This is a genomic window from Amycolatopsis sp. NPDC043887, assembly GCF_056435665.1.
This window is the reverse complement of record NZ_JBWKEB010000018.1, coordinates 101637-121702: the sequence shown is the minus strand read 5'-3', so window position 1 is coordinate 121702 and position 20066 is coordinate 101637. Positions and strand designations below refer to the sequence as shown.

The 20066-nt window shown below is 68.8% G+C and carries 17 protein-coding genes and 2 pseudogenes; 9 read left to right on the top strand and 10 right to left on the bottom strand.

What is annotated here, in order from left to right; genetic code table 11:
• Window positions 1–24 precede the first annotated feature (24 nt).
• The 4 genes and pseudogenes from AC069H_RS36010 to AC069H_RS35995 form a co-directional block, all read left to right on the top strand.
• A complete protein-coding gene (locus AC069H_RS36010; RefSeq protein ID WP_478235309.1) occupies window positions 25–1398 on the top strand; it encodes an MFS transporter in 1374 nt (457 codons plus the stop codon).
• Window positions 1399–1424: 26 nt separating this feature from the next.
• Window positions 1425–2273 carry an SDR family oxidoreductase gene (locus tag AC069H_RS36005; protein ID WP_478235308.1) on the top strand — a complete coding sequence of 283 codons (849 nt, stop codon included), beginning with the start codon at window positions 1425–1427 and terminating at the stop codon, window positions 2271–2273.
• A 12-nt stretch (window positions 2274–2285) separates the two neighbouring features.
• Window positions 2286–2735 (top strand): Dabb family protein, encoded by a 450-nt coding sequence (locus AC069H_RS36000; protein ID WP_478235307.1) that lies wholly within the window; start codon window positions 2286–2288, stop codon window positions 2733–2735.
• Between the two features lie 186 nt (window positions 2736–2921).
• Window positions 2922–3141: pseudogene (locus AC069H_RS35995) on the top strand (HNH endonuclease signature motif containing protein); the annotation flags it as partial.
• A gap of 545 nt (window positions 3142–3686) precedes the next feature.
• Here AC069H_RS35995 and AC069H_RS35990 read toward each other — a convergent pair.
• Both AC069H_RS35990 and AC069H_RS35985 read right to left on the bottom strand, forming a co-directional pair.
• Window positions 3687–6077 (bottom strand): helix-turn-helix domain-containing protein, encoded by a 2391-nt coding sequence (locus AC069H_RS35990; protein WP_478235306.1) that lies wholly within the window; start codon window positions 6075–6077, stop codon window positions 3687–3689.
• 89 nt (window positions 6078–6166) lie between these two features.
• Window positions 6167–7153 (bottom strand): helix-turn-helix transcriptional regulator, encoded by a 987-nt coding sequence (locus AC069H_RS35985; protein WP_478235305.1) that lies wholly within the window; start codon window positions 7151–7153, stop codon window positions 6167–6169.
• A gap of 77 nt (window positions 7154–7230) precedes the next feature.
• Here AC069H_RS35985 and AC069H_RS35980 point away from each other — a divergent pair, with 77 nt between their 5' ends.
• Window positions 7231–7569, top strand: coding sequence for a YybH family protein (locus AC069H_RS35980; RefSeq protein ID WP_478235325.1), 339 nt, complete (start codon window positions 7231–7233; stop codon window positions 7567–7569).
• A 56-nt stretch (window positions 7570–7625) separates the two neighbouring features.
• Here AC069H_RS35980 and AC069H_RS35975 read toward each other — a convergent pair whose 3' ends face one another.
• The 4 genes and pseudogenes from AC069H_RS35975 to AC069H_RS35960 form a co-directional block, all read right to left on the bottom strand.
• On the bottom strand, window positions 7626–8360 hold the full coding sequence (locus AC069H_RS35975; RefSeq protein WP_478227450.1) for a hypothetical protein: 735 nt from the start codon (window positions 8358–8360) through the stop codon (window positions 7626–7628).
• Window positions 8361–8653: 293 nt separating this feature from the next.
• Entirely contained in the window at window positions 8654–10075 is a 1422-nt protein-coding gene (locus AC069H_RS35970; protein WP_478227449.1) for an amino acid permease, read from the bottom strand.
• A gap of 97 nt (window positions 10076–10172) precedes the next feature.
• Window positions 10173–10786: pseudogene (locus tag AC069H_RS35965) on the bottom strand (DUF2238 domain-containing protein).
• Window positions 10787–10820: 34 nt separating this feature from the next.
• Complete coding sequence (locus AC069H_RS35960; RefSeq protein WP_478227447.1) at window positions 10821–11600, bottom strand: isocitrate lyase/PEP mutase family protein; 780 nt, start codon at window positions 11598–11600, stop codon at window positions 10821–10823.
• Window positions 11601–11696: 96 nt separating this feature from the next.
• On the opposite strand from AC069H_RS35960, the gene AC069H_RS35955 reads away from it, so the two are divergent.
• A complete protein-coding gene (locus AC069H_RS35955; protein ID WP_478235304.1) occupies window positions 11697–12014 on the top strand; it encodes an effector-associated constant component EACC1 in 318 nt (105 codons plus the stop codon).
• Between the two features lie 137 nt (window positions 12015–12151).
• On the opposite strand, the gene AC069H_RS35950 is transcribed toward AC069H_RS35955, so the two are convergent.
• Complete coding sequence (locus tag AC069H_RS35950) at window positions 12152–13402, bottom strand: PucR family transcriptional regulator (RefSeq protein WP_478227445.1); 1251 nt, start codon at window positions 13400–13402, stop codon at window positions 12152–12154.
• Window positions 13403–13491: 89 nt separating this feature from the next.
• On the opposite strand from AC069H_RS35950, the gene AC069H_RS35945 reads away from it, so the two are divergent.
• From AC069H_RS35945 to AC069H_RS35935, 3 genes are read left to right on the top strand one after another with little or no spacing between them, the layout of a single operon-like run.
• Complete coding sequence (locus tag AC069H_RS35945; RefSeq protein WP_478235303.1) at window positions 13492–14985, top strand: flavin-containing monooxygenase; 1494 nt, start codon at window positions 13492–13494, stop codon at window positions 14983–14985.
• Window positions 14982–15881 carry an alpha/beta fold hydrolase gene (locus tag AC069H_RS35940; protein ID WP_478235302.1) on the top strand — a complete coding sequence of 300 codons (900 nt, stop codon included), beginning with the start codon at window positions 14982–14984 and terminating at the stop codon, window positions 15879–15881. The genes AC069H_RS35945 and AC069H_RS35940 overlap by 4 nt, the downstream gene beginning before the upstream one ends.
• Window positions 15878–16726: an SDR family NAD(P)-dependent oxidoreductase gene (locus AC069H_RS35935; RefSeq protein WP_478235301.1), complete on the top strand. Its 849-nt coding sequence runs from the start codon at window positions 15878–15880 to the stop codon at window positions 16724–16726. The genes AC069H_RS35940 and AC069H_RS35935 overlap by 4 nt, the downstream gene beginning before the upstream one ends.
• Here AC069H_RS35935 and AC069H_RS35930 read toward each other — a convergent pair.
• From AC069H_RS35930 to AC069H_RS35920, 3 genes are all read right to left on the bottom strand, one after another.
• Window positions 16723–17367, bottom strand: a complete 645-nt coding sequence (locus AC069H_RS35930) for a TetR/AcrR family transcriptional regulator (RefSeq protein WP_478235300.1) — start codon at window positions 17365–17367, stop codon at window positions 16723–16725. The genes AC069H_RS35935 and AC069H_RS35930 overlap by 4 nt on opposite strands.
• 84 nt (window positions 17368–17451) lie before the next feature.
• Window positions 17452–18762 carry a lipase family protein gene (locus AC069H_RS35925; protein WP_478235299.1) on the bottom strand — a complete coding sequence of 437 codons (1311 nt, stop codon included), beginning with the start codon at window positions 18760–18762 and terminating at the stop codon, window positions 17452–17454.
• An 87-nt stretch (window positions 18763–18849) separates the two neighbouring features.
• Window positions 18850–20025 (bottom strand): MFS transporter, encoded by a 1176-nt coding sequence (locus AC069H_RS35920; RefSeq protein WP_478235298.1) that lies wholly within the window; start codon window positions 20023–20025, stop codon window positions 18850–18852.
• Window positions 20026–20066 lie beyond the last annotated feature (41 nt).

Genomic DNA, 20066 nt, shown 5'->3' with positions numbered 1-20066 from the left:
GGGTTCCCGCGCGATCGTGGCGGCATGACAGTACGAGCGACGAAACGGATTTCGCGCGGGGTGGCGATGCTCGGCCTGGCGAGCGCCATGTTCCTGGTCATCCTCGACGCCGCCATGGTGAACCTCGCCGGGTCCACGATCCGGCAGGGCCTGGCGCTCAGCGCCGCCGAACTCACGGTGGTCGTGGACAGCTACCTGGTGACGTTCGCGGGCCTGCTGCTGCTCGGTGGCCGTCTCGCCGACGTGCTCGGGGCCAGGAGGGTGTTCCTGGCCGGAATGGCCGTCTATCTCGCGGCGTCGGCCTTCTGCGCGCTCGCCACCAGCGGCGGGCTGCTGATCGCCGGGCGGATCGGGCAGGGAATCGGGGCGGCGGTCCTGATGCCCGCCGCGCTCTCACTCGTCCTCGGCCTCTACTCGTCGCCCGCGGAACGCACGCGCGCGATGGGGATCTGGGGCGCGGTCGCGGGGGCGGGCAGTCTCGTCGGCGTCTTCCTCGGCGGAACGCTGACCGAACTGCTCGGCTGGCAGGCGGTGTTCGTGACCCCGGTGCCGTTCGGCGCCGTCGGGGCGATCGTCGTGTGGCGCGCCGTGCCGCCGGTGCCCGGCAGGCCGGGCCGGTTCGACGCCCTGGGCGCCGTCACGATCACCCTCGGGATCTCCGGGGTCGCGCTGGGCATGGTCTCGGCTTCCGACGCCGGCTGGACCGCGCCCGGCACGGTCGCCGGTCTCGTGGCGGGACTCGTTTCCCTGACGGCGTTCGTGTTCGTCGAGCGGCGTTCCTCGCGCCCACTGGTCCCGCTGGGCGTGTTCCGCCGGAAGCCGGTGGTCACCGCGAACCTGGTGATGGTGCTGATCGGCGGAACCCTGACCAGCCTGTTCTTCTTCCTGCCCCAGTACCAGCAGGACGTACTCGGGATGAGCCCGCTGGCGACCGGCATGGCCCAGCTCCCGCTCGCCGTCATGATCATCGTGGGCAGTGTGCTCGCGCCGATACTGGCGAAACGGATCGGGCTCGCCCGCGCGCTGCCGTCCGCCCTCGCCGTCCTGCTCGCGGGATTCCTTTGGCTGGCAGGGGATCCGACGACCAGCGGCTTCTCCGTCAGCCTGCTGGGCGCGTTCCTGCTGATCGGCACCGGGCTCGGCCTTGGTGCCGTCAACGCCACCGCGATGGCGGTCCGCGACAGCGCGGACGGCGAGTCGGGTCTGCTCAGCGGCCTGGTGAACGCCGCGCAGCAACTGGGCGGCGCGGTCGGGCTGGCCGCGCTCGCCGGAATCGCCATCGGCGCCGCGGGGACGCACGGGGACATCTCGTTCACGACCGCGTTCCTCGGCGAAGCCGCGCTCGTGGTAATCGCCCTCGCGGTAGCACTCTTCTCCGCAGTCAAAACCCGTAACTGAACTTTGTCGAGAAAGGACATTCCACAATGGACACTGTAGTGGTGACCGGCGCGACCGGAACCATCGGAACCGCCCTGATCCCCGCCCTGCGAGCCCGCGGCGTCGCCGTCCGCGCGATGACCCGGGACCCCGGTCGTTCCGTTCCCGGCGCCGAAACCGTCGTCGCCGACCTGCGTGACCCGGAAGCGGTCGCCGCGGCACTGAAAGGCGTCGACGCGGCGTTCCTCAACAGCCCTTCCGCTCCCGACGCCGCCTCGCTCCAGATCCGGTTCGCCGACCTCGTCCGGGAGGCGGGTGTGAACCGGCTCGTGCTGCTCTCGCAGTACGCGGCGCGCGCCGACTCACCGGTGCGGTTCCTGCGCTGGCACGCCGAAGTCGAGGCGCACGTCCGATCACTCGGGATCGAGCACACCGTGCTGCGTCCCAATCTCTATTTGCAGGCGTTGCTCGCCTTCGCCGGCACCATCGCGCAGGGATTCTTCGCCGCACCCATCGGCGACGCCGCCGTCAGCGCCGTGGACACCAGGGACATCGCGGACGCCGCCGCGGCCGTGCTGACCGGTACGGGGCACGCCGGCCGGACCTACACGCTGACCGGACCGCGTGCGGTGACCCACGGCGAGATCGCCCAGGCGCTCTCGGCCGCCATGGGGCGGAACGTCACCTTCCACGACACCTCCGCCGACCAGTTCGCCGCGGCGCTGACCGGGTTGCTCCCGCCGTGGCAGATCGACGGTCTCATCGAGGACTACGCGCACTACGCCAGGGGCGAAGCCGCCGAAGTGCACACGGCCGTCACCGACCTGACCGGAAAACGCGCGCGCGACGTCGCCGACTTCGCCCGCGACCACGCCGCCGATTTCCTGTCTGTGTGAAAGGGAACCCCGATGATCTACCACTGCGTCCGGTTCACGCTCAAGGCAGGCGTCTCCGAGGAGGAAAAGGCCGCGGGGCTCGCGCGGATGGGCGAGCACATCCACACCATTCCCGCTATCAAAGCACGTGCCGTCAGCCCTGACTTCGGCGGTGAATTCGATTACGGCGCCGTCACGGTGCTCGAAGACATCGAGGCTTACGAGGAATACGTGAATCATCCGGCGCATCTCGAAATGGACCGGTCCGGACTTCCGCTGATCGACACGTTCGTGTCCCACGACATCACCGACGACCCGGATTCGGAGATCGGCGCGAAGATCGCCGACGTGCACCGGCGCCGGTTCGAGAACGTGCCCGATGTGGCGGGACTGGTCGCCGGTCTCAAGGAGTACAGCGGCAGTGCCGCGCCTGGCACGCATGGGCCACCGACTACCCCTTCCGGTGGTTCTCTTCGCAATTAGTCGACTAAGTGCGAGTGTTTTCGGCCGCCTTGCTCTAGGTGATGCAGCTCGGTGGCCGGTTCACCCTTCAGTGTTGTTCGCGCGTTTCGCTTGTTGCTTAAAATTGCGAACGCTTGTTCGATTGTTTTGCGGTATTGTTGAGGGGTGTCCGAGACCTTTCTTCCCGAGTTGCCGCAGGAACTGTGGAAGCCGAAGCGCTGCCACGCTCATCACATTCACCATTGGGAAGATGGTGGCCCGACGGATCTTCGGAATCTGGTGCTGCTGTGCGGTTTCCATCACCGGCTGATCCACCACGGCGACTGGCAAGCCCGCATGACAGCCGACGGGCTACCGGAATTCATCCCACCCCAATACCGAGATCCGCTCCGACAACCCCCGACACAACACCCTGCACCACCGCTGAACCCCGAGGAGCCCGCCCACCGGCGACGGGCCCCTCGGCATGTCCACGTCCCGACGCTCCGTGAAGGCCTCCTTCCCTACCCTCAGGGTAGGGAAGGAGGCCTTCACTACCTGCCACGCTCGATCCTGAAGTCCATAAAGGACTCCCGGCTCACCATCAGGTGCCCACAGGCCCAGGGCCGAGCGGCCGCGCCAACTCCGGAACCGGCGAGAGCAAGACGAGGCAACCGGCAGAGATCGACGCCCCGTTCTGCCGGTAAGGCTGCATGGACCCGGATGTCCTACCGGCCTGGGTTTGTGCCAGTTGTTCAGCGGCGACACGAAGCCGATGGCCACTCGGACACAGCCACCGGGCTTCGAACCGGAACCCTCCGGCGAACCGGTCCTGGACAACGAAACCCAGGCTGGGGCGTCGGCCGCCGGACCCCGCGCCTGGACCAGGTCGTCCGCGACGTCCCCGCGCACGCCGAGGTCGACGGGATACCGGCGATCGGCCGGTGCGCCCCATCCCGAGCCGGCCTCGGCGTGCCGGCGGACCAACGTCAGCTAGGAACCGTAGTTCGGTTTGACCGCTTCGGAACGACCGAGCCGGTCACGGAGACCCATCGCGCGTTCCCGGTCCGCGCGGGCCGATGCCGGGTCGTCCATCTCCTCGGACAACGCCGCCCTTTCGTTGAGCGTGTCGATCTGAGCCTGTGTCAGTCCGATGCGTTCGTAGAGTTCCTCGGCCTCGGACAACCGGCGGCGCGCGTTCGCGTGGTCGCCCTGGCGTCGCATGAAGCGTCCGGTCTCCTGCAGCGCGCGGGCCTGGCCCATGGCCGCGCCGTGACGACGGAACAGGCCGAGTGCCGTCTCGCACTGGGTGAGTGCCCGATCGGCAGCGTCGAGCGCGGCCAGGTTCTGGGCCGAACGCAACAGCACGTACGCGTAGTTGGTGTCGTCCACCGGAGTACGCGAGCCACCGTGTTCCGGCGCGAAGTAGCGGACGCAGGCGTCGAACTCTTCGGCGGCCTCGCCGAACCGGCCCTCCCGGTACCGGTACGAGGCCCGCATCGTCCGTGCCACATGGACCCCGAGCGGATAGCCCGCCTCCTCGAACAGGCGCACCGCCTCGTCGAAGAGTTCGGACGACGTCTCGCGGGCATGCGCGCTCGTCAGGTACACCCGTGCCCAGCCCTGTTCGCGCCGGTCGCCCGCCTTGACCGCGGCGTCCCAGGCCAGCCGGGCCGTCCGGACGGCTTCTTCCGCCTGATCGCACAGCGAGGACTGCACCCAGGACAGATAGTTCCGGTGGACCGCTTCCTCCCGGTCGCTGCCGAGCGCGATGGCCGCGTTCACGGCGAGTTCGAACACGTCGTACCAGGTACTCGCGGTCCCGCCGATCTCCGAGTACCAGTGCATGGACTCGGCCAGGTCGAGCACCGGCCGGTGGTCACCGCGCGCGGCGACGCTTTTGACCGCGGCGTGCCAGTTCTTCAGTTCGACCTCGAGCCACCTGCCCGCTCCGGAATGGTCGCCGAACGACGGCGTCGCGACCGGGAGGGGGCTGACTCCGTCGGTCGGGTGGAAGTAGCGGCCCGCCGCCGTCGCGGTGCGCACCAGCCAATCGGCCAGCCGGGTTTCCGCCGCTTCGACGACCTCGGGGGCCTCCTCGCGGGACAGCCGTTCGGTCGCGAAGACCCGCAGGAGGTCGTGGAACTGGTACCGGCCGTTCTCCTGCGACGTCTGCAGCAGGCTCGCGTCGGTCAGTTCCTCCAGGAACACTGCGGCGTCGTCCTCGTCGGCCGCTTCGATGAGCGTCATCGCGGCCCCCACCGAAAAGTCCGCGGCCGGGACGAGAGACAGCCGCCGGAACACCGCGGCGGCGTTCGGGCTGAGCTGGCGGTACGACAGTTCGAAGACGCTGCGCACGTCGAGATCGCCGGCGGTCAGCGTGGTCAGCCGTCTGCCGCGGTCCCGGAGCTGATCCACCAGACGCGACAGCGGCCAGGTCGGGCGGCTCGCCAGCCGGTTGCCCGCGATCCGCAGCGCCAGCGGCAGCCGCCCGCACAGATCGACCAGTTCGAGTGCCTCCCGTGGCTCCCTCGCGACCCTGTCCGCCCCGATGATGGTCGACAGCAGGGCGACCGCGTCGTCCTCGCCGAACACGTCGAGGGCGAGCCTGTTCGCGCCTTCCAGCCCCACCAGCATCTGACGGCTGGTGACCAGGGTGAGACACCGCGGCCCGCCGACCAGCAGCGGCCGGACCTGAGCCTCGTCGGCCGCGTCGTCGAGGACGATCAGGGTGGCCCGGTCGTGCAGGAGGGAGCGGCACAGGCTCATCCGGTCCTCCTGATCGGCCGGGATGCGGACGGCGTCGACGCCCAGCGAGCGCAGGATCAGATGCAGCACGTCCGCCGGGTTCGCCTGCTCGGCGGACATCCCGCGCAGCTTCAGGAAAAGCCTGCCGTCGGGGAACTCCGTGGCGAGGTTGTGCGCCACGCGGACCGCGAGGGTGGTCTTGCCGGTCCCGGGAGGTCCGCTCAGGATCGCGACCCGCCCGGACCTGCGGCGACCGCCGCCCAGATCCGCGGAAAGGGCGCACAACGCGTCGAGATCGCCTTCGCGGCCGGTGAGGTCGTCGACGTCCGCCGGCAGGATGCCGATCAGGTGCGCGCCGGTGATCCCGGCGGGTGCGGGCGCGGGGGCGCGGCCCTGCCGCGCGACCTTCTGCAGGCCCGTCAGCTCTTCGTCGGTCAAGGACAGTGGCGCGGCGAGCGCTTCGATCGTCCGGCGTTGCGGGCTTTTGGCGATCCCGCGCTCCATGTCGCTGATGGCGCGGACACTCACCCCGGACCCCTCGGCGAGTTCCTCCTGCGTGAGGCCGGCTCGGACGCGATAACCCTTCAGCAGCACCTTGAACGTCGTGGCTGCCTTTCCCAGGGCGGCGTTCGTCATGGCCGGATTATCCCGTCCCGGCCGGCGGGCTCAACTTGACGTTGGTCTCAAAAGCACGCGCGGATCCCGTCCTCGACTGTCCACTGTGGTCAGTCAGGCCGGCCTCGACCGCCGCCATAACGGCTGGTGATCGCCTCGGCCCGGTCCCGCAAGGAGGCGCGTAACCAAGGCGGCTCAAGGGCCTCCGCGTCCGTGGCGAGTTGCCACAACGCCCATTCGGCGTGACGCGCGTCCTGGAAGGTCACCTCCATGAGCAGACGGCTGTCCTCGGCGGCTTCTTCCGCGAGTACGGCCAGCGCGGTGCCCACCAGTTCGTCCCGCCGCACCGGATCCACCAGCACCGACACGGCGACCTGGTCCCCGCCGCTCCGGAACCGTGTGCCGCGTTCCTGCCAGGTCCGGTCCAGGTCCACCCGGTCCGGGCGTTGCGCGGGTTCGGGGAGCTCCTCGGCGGCCCGCACCCGGGACAGCCGGTAGGTGCGGTCCTCACCGGACCTCGTGGCCAGCAGATATCCCCGATCCCGGACGGTGACCAGACCGATCGGATCCACCGTGCGCCACCGCGGTGCCCGGCCCTCGGCCGCGTAGTGGATACGCAGTTTGTGTCCCGCGAACACCGCGCGCCGGACCTCGGAGACGACGGCGTCCGGCACCTCCTCGGCGGGCACCCGGCGCGAGAGCAGATCGGTCTCCGGGTCGATGAGCAGGCGCCGGGCCGCGCCCGCCGCGGTGTCCCGCTGGCCTTCCGGCAGCGCGTCGACCACCTTGAGCATGGCCGACGCGAGTGCCGAGCCGAGGCCGAACGCCTGAGCGCCGCGCCGTGATCCGGCGATCAGCAGCGCGAGCGCCTCGTCGTGGTTCAGCCCGGTGAGTTCGGTCCGGAAACCGGGCAGCAATCCGAAACCGCCGTGCCTGCCGCGTTCGGCGTACACCGGGACACCTGCCGCCGACAGCGCCTCGATGTCACGGAGCACGGTGCGGGTGGAGACCTCCAGTTCGCGCGCGAGCGTGGTCGCGGACAGGCGGCCGCGGTGTCGCAACAGCAACACCAGTGAAACCAGCCGGTCGGCGCGCATGGCCGGAACTCTAGCGGAATACACGACACAGGATGTCGTGATTGGCTGCGAGGCTCACCCTCATGACAAGCAGGACTGTGGCCACCGAGCCGAACGATCTGGGCAAGTTGTTCATCGAGCGAGGCAACGCGGGCGATGTCGACGGACTGGTGGCGTTGTACGAACCGGGCGCCGTACTGGCGTTCCCGCCGGGCAACACCGCGACGGGGCACGCGGAGATCCGCAAGGTGTACGAGGAGTTCGTCGCGGCCGCGCCGGAACTCCTGCCGGGCAGGCAGCATCCGGCGCTGGTGGGCGGCGACCTGGCGCTCACGGCGTCCACGCTGACCACCGGTGAGGCGACCATCGAGGTCGCCCGCCGTCAGCCGGACGGGTCCTGGCTCTGGGTGCTGGACCAGCCGGTGTTCGTGCCGTGACGGGACGGCTCGCCGGTGACGGACCCGGGTCCGTCACCGGCGAGCCGTGCGCGGCGTCAGAGTGTGCAGTTCCTGGCCGAACCCGTGTTCACCTTGGCTCCGGTGAACTCCTCGATGATCGCGATGTTCTCCGGGGCATAGTTCTTGGCGACGATCTTGGCCACGTCCGCGCTGCCGAGTTTGGCGGCGTGGGGCGCGGATTGATCCAGCCAGTAGGCGGTACGGAGGAATTCGATGAGTACCAATTCGCGCAATTCGGGCTGGGCCTTGATCTTGGCCCAGTAATCGGGATGTTCGGTCTTGGCGACGCGAAGGTAGAGCTGAAGGTAGCGCAGGTTCGTCGCCGCGATGTCCCGCGAATTGCTCGCGCCCACGCCCTGGATGTACTCCGCGACGACCGTCGCCGCGGGCAATCCCATGAGCCCGGCGTTGAGTTCCGCGATGACTCCTTGGATCCGATACGAGCCCTGCTGCTGATCCCGCAGGTAGATGTCGTCCATCGAACGCGTGAGATCATCCGTGATCAGCGGCAGGATTTCGCGACGGGGGAATCCGCCGTGGATCGGGACCTTCATCGCCTTGCGGGAAGCGTCGATCCACGCCGAGACGTACACGTCCCACGATGTTCTCGAAGGATCCAGGTCCCACATGTGGGTCTCTTCGTGGATCGCCACCATCAGGGACTCCGCGAGCGCGTTGAAGCTGGTCTTGTTGACGAACTGGCTGAAGTACTTGTCCTTGGCCTGGGCGATCGCGAGGCCTTCGCCGCTCGGCCAGCGCCGCTTGTACACGGCTTGGATCGTCTGCAGCCACTTCGTGGACTGGAAACCGGCCTTTATGTCACTTACATCGGCTTTCGGTTGTACGGGTTCTTCATAACAGAAGGAGGCTCGGGCGGTCGCCGTCTCTTGAGCGGAGACGGGGAATGAGGTGAGGGACAGGGCGAGGCACGCGGTCAGCACGGTAATGCCATATCGGCGCATAAGGACCTCGGTTCACGGTAGGGTTTTCCGTGGGTCGGACGGAAGTGTCCCCCACCGATCACCGTCATTCAATGATCAGGCCCGGACTGCGGCTGTACAGGCTAGGAATTATGGCGGCGAACGGGCGAATCCGCGGCCAGCCGGGATCGGCGCATGCTGTAACCGAAGTAGATGAGCAGGCCGAGCGCCATCCAGCCGGCGAAGACGATCCAGGTCTCGCCGTCGAGGCTGAGCATCATGTAGCCGCAGCACAGCACCCCGAGGACCGGCGTCACGGGGGAGAACGGCACGCGGAACGAACGCGGGGCCTCCGGTTGCCGCTTTCGCAGCAGCAGGACGGCGACGTTCACCAGCCCGAAGGCGAACAGCGTGCCGATACTGGTGGCGTCGGCCAGTTTCCCGAGTGGGATGAACGCGGCCAGCGCCGCGACGAAGCCGGAGACCACCAGGGTGTTGATCCGGGGCGTGCCGGTCTTGGGATCCACTTTGGACAGGGAAGCGGGCACCAGTCCGTCGCGGGACATCGAGAAGAGGATGCGCGTCTGTCCGTAGAGGACGGTCAGCACGACACTGGAGATCGCCACGATCGCGCCGACGGCGAGCAGCCCGGCCCACAGCGGATTGTCGGACACGGCGCCGAGCACGTGCGAGAGTGCGGCCTCCTGGCCGTCGAAGTCCTGCCACGGCAACGCGCCGACCGCGGCCACGGCGACAAGGCAGTACAGCACGGTGACGATGGCGAGCGAGAGCAGGATCGCCCTCGGCAGGTCCCGCTGCGGGTTCTTCGCCTCCTCGCCCGCGGTCGACGCCGCGTCGAAGCCGATGTAGGAGAAGAAGAGCTTCGCGGCACCGGCGCTCAGTCCGGCCAGGCCGAGCGGCAGGAACGGGGTGAAGTTCGCCGCCCGCACCGCCGAGAACGCGATCGCACAGAACAGCACCAGCGTGCCGACCTTGATCACGACCATGATCGCGTTGGCCCGCGCGCTCTCCTTCGCGCCGGACAGCAACAGGAACATGGCGAGCAGCACGACGAGGATGGCCGGGACGTTGACGATCCCGCCCGAGCCCGGCGGCTGGCTGAACGCGTCGGGGATGGCGAAACCGAACGTCAGCCGCAGCAGTTCGTTGAGGTACTGCCCCCAGCCGACGGCCACCGACGCCACCGAGACGCCGTACTCGAGCACCAGGCACCAGCCGCAGACCCAGGCGACCAGCTCGCCGAGCGTGGCGTACGCGTAGGAGTAGGACGAACCGGACACCGGGATCATTCCGGCGAGCTCGGCGTAGGAAAGCGCCGAGAACAGCGCGGTGATGCCGGCGAGCACGAACGACAGCACGACCGCGGGGCCCGCCACGGGGACCGCTTCGCCGAGCACGACGAAGATCCCGCTGCCCAGCGTCGCGCCGATGCTGAGCATGGTCAGCTGCCCAAGGCCGAGGGATCGCTTCAGCGTGCCGTGATCACTGTCGGCGATCAGATCGGCGACCGGTTTCCGCCGCACCGCCGCGGCTCGCAGAGTCATGCCGAGGACCGTATCTGCCGTGCCGGACACGCAGAACAGGAGATCGTTGCCGGGTTACCTGGATTACAGGCGATTCGTTGAATGTTACCGGCGACGCTCAAGCACCCGAAAGTTGCCGATCGTGCACCCTGCGCCAGATCAGCAGGGAGAGCACCGCGCCGCACAGGCAGAGGAACATGTCCCACTGCGTGTCCCAGACATCTCCCTGGGTGCCGAGGAAATCGTCCGCGCCCGCACCGGCGACCATCGCGCTGAACCATTCCACGAACTCGAAACCGGCGGCGATCGTCACGCAGACGCTGACGGTCAGGAACGCGACCCAGGCGCCGGGCCGCAGCGGGGTCCGGCGCAGCAGCACCTCGCGCACGGCGATCGCCGGGACGAAACCCTGGACGACGTGGGCGAACCGGTCGTAGTTGTTCCGCTGAGTGCCCATCAGCCCCTGCACCCATTCCCCGGCCGGGGTCTCCGCGTAGGTGTACTGCCCGCCGTAACACAGCACGATCGCGTGCAGCACCAGTAGCCAGCACAGCAAGCGGGTCAAGGAAAGCGCTTGCGCAGGGCCACCACCAGCGGCAGCCCGATCAGCACCCAGACGACTTCCAGCAGCCAGGTGCCGGGGGACCTGGCCAGGACACCGGTCACCACGAGCACGACGACCACGGAGCCGGCCAGCAGGATGCCTTCCGTCCGGCCGACTCCGCGCACCATGCGTGGGACCCTACTGTGACGGGTCCCGGCTCGCTCAGTTCAGCTTGCGCATGTCGGCGGGCAGGCCGCCGCCGGCATAGACGTCCTCGGCGAGCTTCGCCAGCGCGGTGAGCGCGACGTTCTGGCTGAACGGCCCGTAGGACACCCGGGAGACGCCGAGCTTCTGCGCGGTGGCCAGCGGGATCGAGCCCGGGACGCCGATCAGGTTCACCTTGCGCTCGCCCAGCGCCTCGACCAGCCTGCCGACCTGGGTCTCGTCGAGCTTGCCGGGCACGAAGACGTTCGACGCGCCGGCGTCCAGGTACGCGCGGCCCCGGGTGATCGCGTCGGCCAGCACCTCCTCGGGGTCACGGTCGCCCGCCCGGAGGAAGGCGTCGGTGCGGGCGTTGAGCACGAAGTCGATCCCGGCGGACTGGGCGGCGGCGACCGCGGCCTCGACGGCCTTGACCGACTCGTCCAGCGGTTTCATCTGGTCTTCGAGGTTGCAGCCGGCCGCGCCCGCCTCGATCGCGCGGGCGACCGTGCCGCCCGGGTCGCCGTAACCCGCTTCCAGGTCCGCTGTGACCGGCAGGTCGCCCGCCACCCGGACGATCAGGGCGACCTCGGCGATCATCTCGTCGCGGGGGATCACCTCGCCGTCGGGGTAGCCGCGGGCGGCGGCGATACCGTGGCTCGGGGTGGCGAGAGCTTGTGTACCAGGGGTTTCGGCGACGACCTTCGCGGTGATCGCGTCCCACACGTTGACGACGAGCAGCAGTTCGGGGGCGGCGTGCAATTCCTGCAGCCGGGTGGCCTTCTCGGCGATGGAAACCATGCCTTCAATGTAGAGGTTTCGCCCGGCAGCGCCGATTCCTGTTACACGCCGGGCCGGAGCGGCGACTGGTAGGGATAGCACTTCGAGGGAGGTCCCGTGGAGCTGACGATCAACGCCGCCGGCGACGAACAAGCGCTGACCGAGTTCTACAGCTGGCTCCGCGACGACGCCGGCGTGACGCGGTCCGCGACGATCAGCCTCGCGGGCTCGCGGAGCACGGAGGAGATGGGGGTCTTCGAGGTCATCTGCCTGTCCATCGGCTCGCTGACCGGGCTGGCGAATCTGGGCATCGCCTGGAGCGAATTCCTCCGCTCCCGCAAGGAAACGCCCCCGTTCACCATCACGGTCGAGGGGGAGCTGACCGCCGAACAGCGCGCCATGCTCCGGAACCTGGACCTGCCGCTTTCGTGGTGAGGGGAGTCGGACCGCGCGACACCAAGGGCTCCGGTGAGTGCGCCCGCAGGTGGTCGTGAGTGGCGTTTCGGGTTCTAACCCGAAACGCCACTCACGACCACCTGGACCGAACGGCCACCGACGGCCGCACCTTCGCCTTACGACCCCGCGCCGCTTCCCAGCCACCGCAACGTTTCCAGTGCGACGGCCACGTCAACCGCGTTCTCCGCCAGCGGCCGGGGGAGCAGTTCGTCGGCCCGTGCCAGCCGCCGGACGACGGTGTTCCGGTGGGTGTAGAGCCGTTCCGCGGTCCGTGTCGTGTTGCCCAGTTCGTGCACGTAGGCCCGCACCGTCTCCCGGGTCTCGGCGTCGGCGTGCCGGAGTTCGCCGAGGGTGTCGGCGATGAATTCGCCCGCCTGCGCCGGATCGCCGGTGAGCAGGGCGAGCAGCTGGATGTCCTGGTACCGCGCGATCTGCTGTGGCGAGGTGAGCCGGGCGAGCATCCGCTGGGTGGCGGCGGCGTCCAGATGGCTGCGGCGGAATCCGTCGATCCCGCTGCCGGGCCGTCCCAGCGCGACCCGGACGTCGGGGTGCGGCGCGAGGTCTTCGGCGAGCCGGTCCGCGCGCGGCGGGGTCCGGCCGGGCAGCCAGACCCACAGGGCGGCGGCGCTGGCGACGACGGTCAGCCGGTGTGAAGCGCCGCTCGCCCGCATGAGCGTTTCCGCGGCGGTTTCGAGCTGCTGGGACGACGGTGTCGCCGAGCCGCTCCAGACGATCGCGGCCGTATGCGGTCCGGCGAGCGGGTAGCCGAGCTGGGCCTCGGCCCGCGAGCGGCTGATGGGCGCGCCTTCCAGCAGCAGGGTGACCGTGGCCCGCCGCTCGGCGTGGGCGCCGCGGGTCAGTTCCGAGCGTTCGGCGGCCATCCGTTCGGACACGGCGGCGACGGTGTCCTCGATGAACGTGGTGATCGACAACGACGAGACGTCCAGCAGCTCGCGGAGCAGGACCGGGTCCGACGTGAGGTCGAAACAGATCTCGATCCACCGGCGCCAGGCCACCCCCTGCGCCCGCCGGTAGGCGTCGAGGCCGCCGGAGTCGAAGCCGCGCCGCACCATGTCGCGAGCGCCGTCGAGCACTTCCCGGTTCAGGTTGGCGGCGACGCGTTCACCGGGGCGCTGCACGTTGGCGGCCGCCCAGTGCAGCAGATTCGCCAGATTGGCGCGTTTGGTCCCCTCGGTGAGCACGGGGTCCTCGGCGACCGCGCGCATACTGCCCCCGCCGAGCGAGGCCTCGTGCAGCTCCTCGATCCATTCGGCACGCGGATGCAGCACGATCTCCGCGCCCCGCCGGAAGAGGTCACGCGCCTCGGGCGACAGGGTCGGCCACGGCGATGCGGCACTTTGCACCATAGGTCCATCATGATGGTGCAGATAGTGCTAGCGCAATTCCCCACCTGCCCCGCATCGTGGAGGCAACCGAGACGAGGCTGGAGTACCGCATGACGACGAGCACACCCGTCGAGCACCTCGACGTGGTCATCATCGGTGCCGGGATTTCCGGGATCGGGGCCGCGCGCTACCTGAAGACCGAGAACCCTGGCAAGACGTTCGCCATCCTGGAGGCGCGCGGCGCGTCCGGCGGTACCTGGGATCTGTTCCGCTACCCGGGCATCCGGTCGGACTCCGATCTCCACACCTTCGGCTACGAGTTCAAGCCGTGGCGGGACAAGCAGTCCATCGCCGACGCGCCCCGGATCCTGTCGTACCTGCGCGAGACGGTCGCCGAGAACGGCCTCGAACCCGCCATCCGCTACCACCACAAGCTGCTCTCGGCCGCCTGGTCGAGCGACGAGGCCCGCTGGCTGCTCGAGATCGAGCGGACCGACACCGGCGAGCGCACCAGCCTCAGCGCGGGCTGGCTGTTCAACGCGGGCGGTTACTACCGCTATGACGAGGGCTTCACCCCGCGTTTCGAGGGCCGGGACCGGTTCGCCGGCACGATCGTGCACCCGCAGCACTGGCCCGAGGATCTCGACTACGCGGGCAAGCGCGTCGTCGTGATCGGCAGCGGCGCCACCGCGGTCACCCTGATCCCGGCGATGGCGGGCACCGCGGCGCACGTGACGATGCTGCAGCGCACCCCGACCTACGTCATGCCGGTGCCGCGCGAGGACAAGATCGCCAACGGCCTGCGCAAGATCCTCGGCGAGGAGCGGGCCTACGCGCTCACTCGCCGCAAGAACATCCGCAAGGGACTGGCGGTCTGGCAGTTCTGCCAGAAGTTCCCGAAGACCGCCCGCGGGCTCATCCGTTACGTCAACAAGAAGCAGCTTCCCAAGGGCTATCCGGTCGACGAGCACTTCAACCCGCCGTACGACCCGTGGGATCAGCGGCTGTGCGCCGTGCCCGGCGGTGACCTGTTCGCCGCCATCCGCAAGGGGCAGGCCGACGTCGTCACCGACAAGATCGCGACCTTCACCGAAAAGGGGATTCTGCTCGAATCCGGGCGCGAGCTGGAGGCGGACATCATCGTCACCGCCACCGGCCTGAACCTCCAGGTGTTCGGCGGGGCCACGCTCAGCGTCGACGGCAAACCGGTGATTCTGCCGGAAACCGTCGCGTACAAGGGAATGATGCTTTCGGACGTGCCGAACGCCGCGTTCGCGATCGGCTACACGAACTCGTCGTGGACGCTCAAGATCGGCCTGCTGTGCGAGCATTTCTGCCGTCTGCTGGCGCATATGGACGCCCACGGCCATGACGTCTGCCGTCCCGTCGTCGCCGACCCGGACATGCCGACGAAGCCGTTCCTGGACTTCGCCGCCGGATACGTCCAGCGCGCTCTCGACCAGCTTCCGCGTCAGGGTGACCGCATGCCGTGGCTGACGTCGATGAGCTACCACTCCGACATCAAGCTGCTGCGCGCGGACGACATCACCGACCCGGAGTTGCACTTCTCGCACGCCGACGTCCGGGAAGCGGTGAGTTCGTGAGCGACAGCTTCGCCGACCTGCCCGGCGGCCCGCGGATCTGCTACCGCGAGGACGGCCCGGCCGACGGTGTACCGCTGATGCTGATCGCCGGTCTCGGTCTCGACCTCACGTCGTGGCCGCGGCCGATGATCGAGGGGCTCATCGGTCGTGGTTTCCGCGTCATCCGGTTCGACAACCGCGACGCGGGCTGCTCGGATCGCATCAAGGCGCCGAATCCGGGCAAGCTCCGGCAACTGCTGGCTCGGCCGCTCCCTGATGCCTACGACCTGGGCTACATGGCGGCGGACACCGTCGGCCTGCTGGACCACCTGGACGTCGAGAAGGCGCATCTGGTCGGTATGTCGATGGGCGGCATGATCGCCCAGACGGTCGCTGCCCGGAACCCCGGCCGCGTCCTGTCGCTGACGTCGATCTTCTCCACCACTGGACATCGCCGCGTCGGGCAGCCTGCGAAGTCGACGTTGCTGCGCATGGCGGGGCGGCCCGCCCAGACGGTCGAGGAATCCGTGGTCGGGCACCTGTCGTTGATGGGTCACCTCGGCTCGGCCACGTTCCCGCTGGACAAGGACGTCGAAACGGCCTGGGCCGAGGGCCTGTGGGAACGGGCAGGGGGACGGCGCGCCCGCAGCGGTATCGCCCGGCAGATCGGCGCGATCCAGGCCAGCGGCGACCGCACCGCCGAACTCGCCCGCATCACCTGTCCGACGGTCGTGGTCCACGGCGACACCGATCGCATGGTCCACCACAGCGGGGGGCGGGCGACGGCCAAGGCCATCAGGGGTGCCCGCTACGTCGAAATCCCCGGAATGGGGCACCACATCGCCCCGGACCTGGTCGAGCGGCTCGTCGAACTGACCGCCGAAGTGGCCCTCGACCCGGCGGGAGAAACCCGATGAGCAGTGTTCGCGGCAAGGTCGCCGTCGTCACCGGTGCCGGTTCCGGCATCGGCCGTCAGCTGGCCCTCGAACTCGCGCGGCGCGGTGCCCGGCTCGCGGTGTCCGATGTGGACGAAGCCGGGCTGGCCGACACCGTCGCCGAGGTCAAGGCCTTGGGCGCGGAAGTGCGGGGCGCCACGCTGGACGTCAGCGACCGGACGGCCGTGCTGGAGTACGCGACCGCCGTCGCAGGGCAGTTCGGTGTGGTGCATCAGATCTACAACAACGCGGGGATCGCCGGCGGCGGGCAGACCGTGCTCGACGCCGACTGGGAGCTGTACGACCGCACGCTCGCGGTCAACCTCTTCGGCGTCATCAACGGCACCAAGGCTTTCCTGCCGCATCTGATCGACTCCGGCGACGGCCAGGTCGTCAACGTCTCCAGCCTCAACGGGTTCATGGCCCAGCCGACGCTCAGTGCCTACTGCGCCAGCAAGTTCGGCGTTCGCGGCTTCACCGAAGCGCTGCGCACCGAGATGATCGCGGCCGGGCATCCGGTGCGGGTGACCGTCGTCCACCCGGGCGGGGTCAAGACCGGCATCGCCTCGGCGGCGTTGAAGGAAGCCGAGGCCCACGGCATCGAGCCCACCGCCGAACAGCGGGAACGCGTCCGGGTGTACAACGAAAAGCTGCTGAAGATGCCGGCCGGCCAAGCCGCCCGCATCATCGTCGACGGGGTCGAGGCAGGAAAGCCTCGGGTGCTCGTCGGGAACGACGCGAAACTGGTCGACCGGCTCGTCCGGCTGCTCCCGCGCCGGTACCCGAAACTGATCGTCGACTTCGAGCGGCGGCGTCTCGCTCGCTAGGCGTCGACGCTCCGGTGCCCGAACAAGCCGAGCAACCAGGTGTAGCGGACGGCTTCGCGCGCCTGGCCGTAGGCGTCTTCGGTGCCGATCCAGATGGCCTGCGTGATCAGTTCGATGGTGGCGGCGACGACCGTGCGCGCGGTGAACGGCGGCGGTGACGGCACCGCGGGATCGGTGGCGCGCAGCCATCTCGCCGTCCGGTCGAAGACGGCTTCCCCAGCGCGCAAGGTGTTCTCCCGTACTTCGAGCCCCGCGTCGCCGAGCGCGTAGATCTCCAGCAGGACGGCGCGGACGGCGATGGGACGCCGGTGCACGTAGTCGACGAGGAAGTCGCAGCAGGCGGAGACGGCGTCCAGCGGGGTCGCGGCCTCGGCGCCCGCGGCGACGCCCTGGGTGATGAACTCGGTGGTGATCTCGCGATAGGCGGCGAGGAACGCGTCCTGCTTGCCGGTGAACTGTTCGTAGAACGAGGTCCGGGACACGCCCGCCGTGGCGGTGATGTGGCCGACGGTGGTGGCGACGTAGCCGCGCTTGCCGGTGTTCTCCAGTACCGCGTCGATCAGGCGAGCGCGCTGGGTCTCGGCGACCTCGTCACGGCTGAGGTTGTGGGGCCCCTTCGGCAGCTTGCGGTGCTCGGTCACGTGCGGCACCGTACCGGCTCGGAAGTCCGTGAAGGCCTCCTTCCCTACTCTCAGGGTAGGGAAGGAGGCCTTCACGGACCGCGGTCAGCTGACCGGCACCTCCGGGGCAAGGGAGTTGCCGGGCGCGATCTTCCCGCAGCTGGACGGCGCGGTCTTGCCCGCGAATCGGTCGTTGAGCCAGCCGATGGCCTGCGGCGCCCAGGCGACGGCCGCCCCGACGTGGCTCAGCGTGTTGTACTGGTCGTACTTGATCGACTTGTTGCCGGTGTCGCAGTACTGCCGCGCGAGCGAGCGCACGTCACCGGCGACCATCACCCCGTCGCCGGTCCCGATCCCCGGCGGGTTGCCGAAAGTGCCTTCCACGACACCGTTGTTGCCCTGCGCGATGTAGCCGGGCACGGTGGGCGTCGGCGCGGAACCGAGGTTGATCTTGTTCACGGCCTCGACGTACGGCAGCACCTTGTTCGGGTTGACGTACTCGGGCTTGACGAATTTCTCCCACGTCAGCCCGGGATACCGGCCGAGCGCGTCGACGATCGACGCCTTTTCCATCTCCTTGAGCACCTGAAGGCCGTAAGAATTCGCGTACGGTTTGAGATCGATGCCGAAGGAACGCGAGACGCCGATCAGCGCCATCGGAATGACCCCGGTCCACGCGACGCTGCCGTTGACGTACTTGAGATTGTGCGACGGTTTGACGAGCACTCCGCCTTCGGTGAAACCGACGAGGTTCTTGTTGACCTCGGGCGCGTAATCCGGCGCGAGCGCGGCGGCCCAGCCGGTCGCGATGGCGCCGCCCGAATACCCGATGAGACCGAACCGGGTCTTGTCGTTCATTCCCGTTTCCGGTGCCTTCGTCGCGGCACGGATGGAATCCAGGGTGTTCGTGCCGTATTCCGGCCCGGCCGCGAAGTTCGCCTTCTGGCCTTCGGTGTCGGGAATGACGACGTTGTAGCCCAGCAGCAACGCGGGCGCGATGAACAGTGCCTCCGCGTTGGCGATCAGGCCGCCGAGCGAGACGTCGCCGGCGATCGCCCTCGACGGGCCGTGTTCGGGGTTGAGCGAGTCGTAGAACGATTGGTACGAAACGGCTTTGGTGGTGTCGCCGGTGAGGCTGCGCACCACCGAAGTGACGTTGGCGGACGGCTTCCCCTGCGCGTCGGTGCTCCGGTAGAGCAACTGGGTCACCTTGAGCGGCGTGGAAATACCGACGACGTGGTAATTCAGCGTCCGGGTCTTCAACACGGTCCCGGGGCTGTACGACGACAGCGGATCGCTGCCGTCGTAGCTGTAGAACGGATCGGTGGCGGGGACGGCGGAGGCGGCGGGCGCGGCGGCGAAACCGACGATGACGGCGATCGCGACGGCCAGCAGACGAGCGGGCTTTCGGGTCATGACTCCCCTTTGAATCATGAAGTGGATCACGTTCGGATGCCCGGAACCTACCAGCCGGTAACTGATGATGTACAGGCTCGTACATGATTAATTGCGCGACGTTGACCTTTCTTCCGCTCCCGTTCGGACGGAGCACGGCTCGGGCAGGGTCCGGGTTGTGATCCAGCACAAAAGCGGCAGTGCGATCAACGGGACCGAGGCCGTTCGCAAGGAGGTGTGGTCGGCGACCGTCCCGATGACGGGGCTCGCCAGACCGCCGATGCTGACCGTCAGGCCGAGGGTGACGCCACTGGCGGTGCCGACGCGCGTGGGGAGGTAGTCCTGGGCGAGCGTGATCTGCAGGGAGAACGGGATGTACAGGCCTACCGCGGCCAGCAGGACGAAGGGGAAGAACGCCGGGCCCGGTACGAACACGACACCCGCGACCGCGCCGACGGTGGCCGGATACGACCGGCTCACCACGGTGACGCGGTCCCGGCGCCCGGCCAGCCTGCTGCCGAGCACCGTGCCCGCGGCGCCGCCGAGGTAGAGCAGGAACAGGGCGGCGCTGCCCGTCCCCGTGCCGCCTCCGGCTCGTTGCTGCGCGTAGAGCGAGACGAACGTGCTCAGTCCGACGAACACGATCGAGCGGAAGACGACGGCCACCGACAGCTTCGTGAACGACCTCCAGTCGTCGACCCCTGTCACCTCCGTCGACGAGCCGCCGGTGCGGGCAGTCCTGGCGAGGGCGAGCAGCACGGGCAGGCACAGCACGGAACCGGCCAGCGCCGGTACGACGAGCAGTGGTGACATCCGCAGGCCGCCGAGTGTCATGACCGCGGCGACGAGTACGGGGGCGGCGGCGAAGCCGATGTTCCCGCCGAGGGAGAACCAGCCCATGGCCGTATGCCCGCCACCGCCGGCGATCCTCGCGACCCGCGCGGCCTCGGGGTGATAGGCGGCCACCCCGATTCCCGATACGGCTACAAAAGTCAGCGTCAACGCGTAGGAGTCGACCAGCCCGCCGAGAGTGATGCCGAGCCCGCCGAGGAGCGTGGCGGCCGGCAGCAACCACGGCATCGCCCACCGATCGGTCAGCGCGCCGAACAACGGCTGCGCCACCGACGACAGCAACGAAGCGGCGAGCACGATGCCGGACACCGCCGCGTAGCCGTAGGCGCGCTCAGCGGCGAAGAACGGCACCAGTGCGGCGACCGAACCCTGGTACACGTCCACGCACGCGTGTCCGGCCGACAGCAGGACGATCATTTTGTTCTTCGACACCTCGCCATGCTCGTCGCGGCCCCGGTGTCGCACTTCCGATA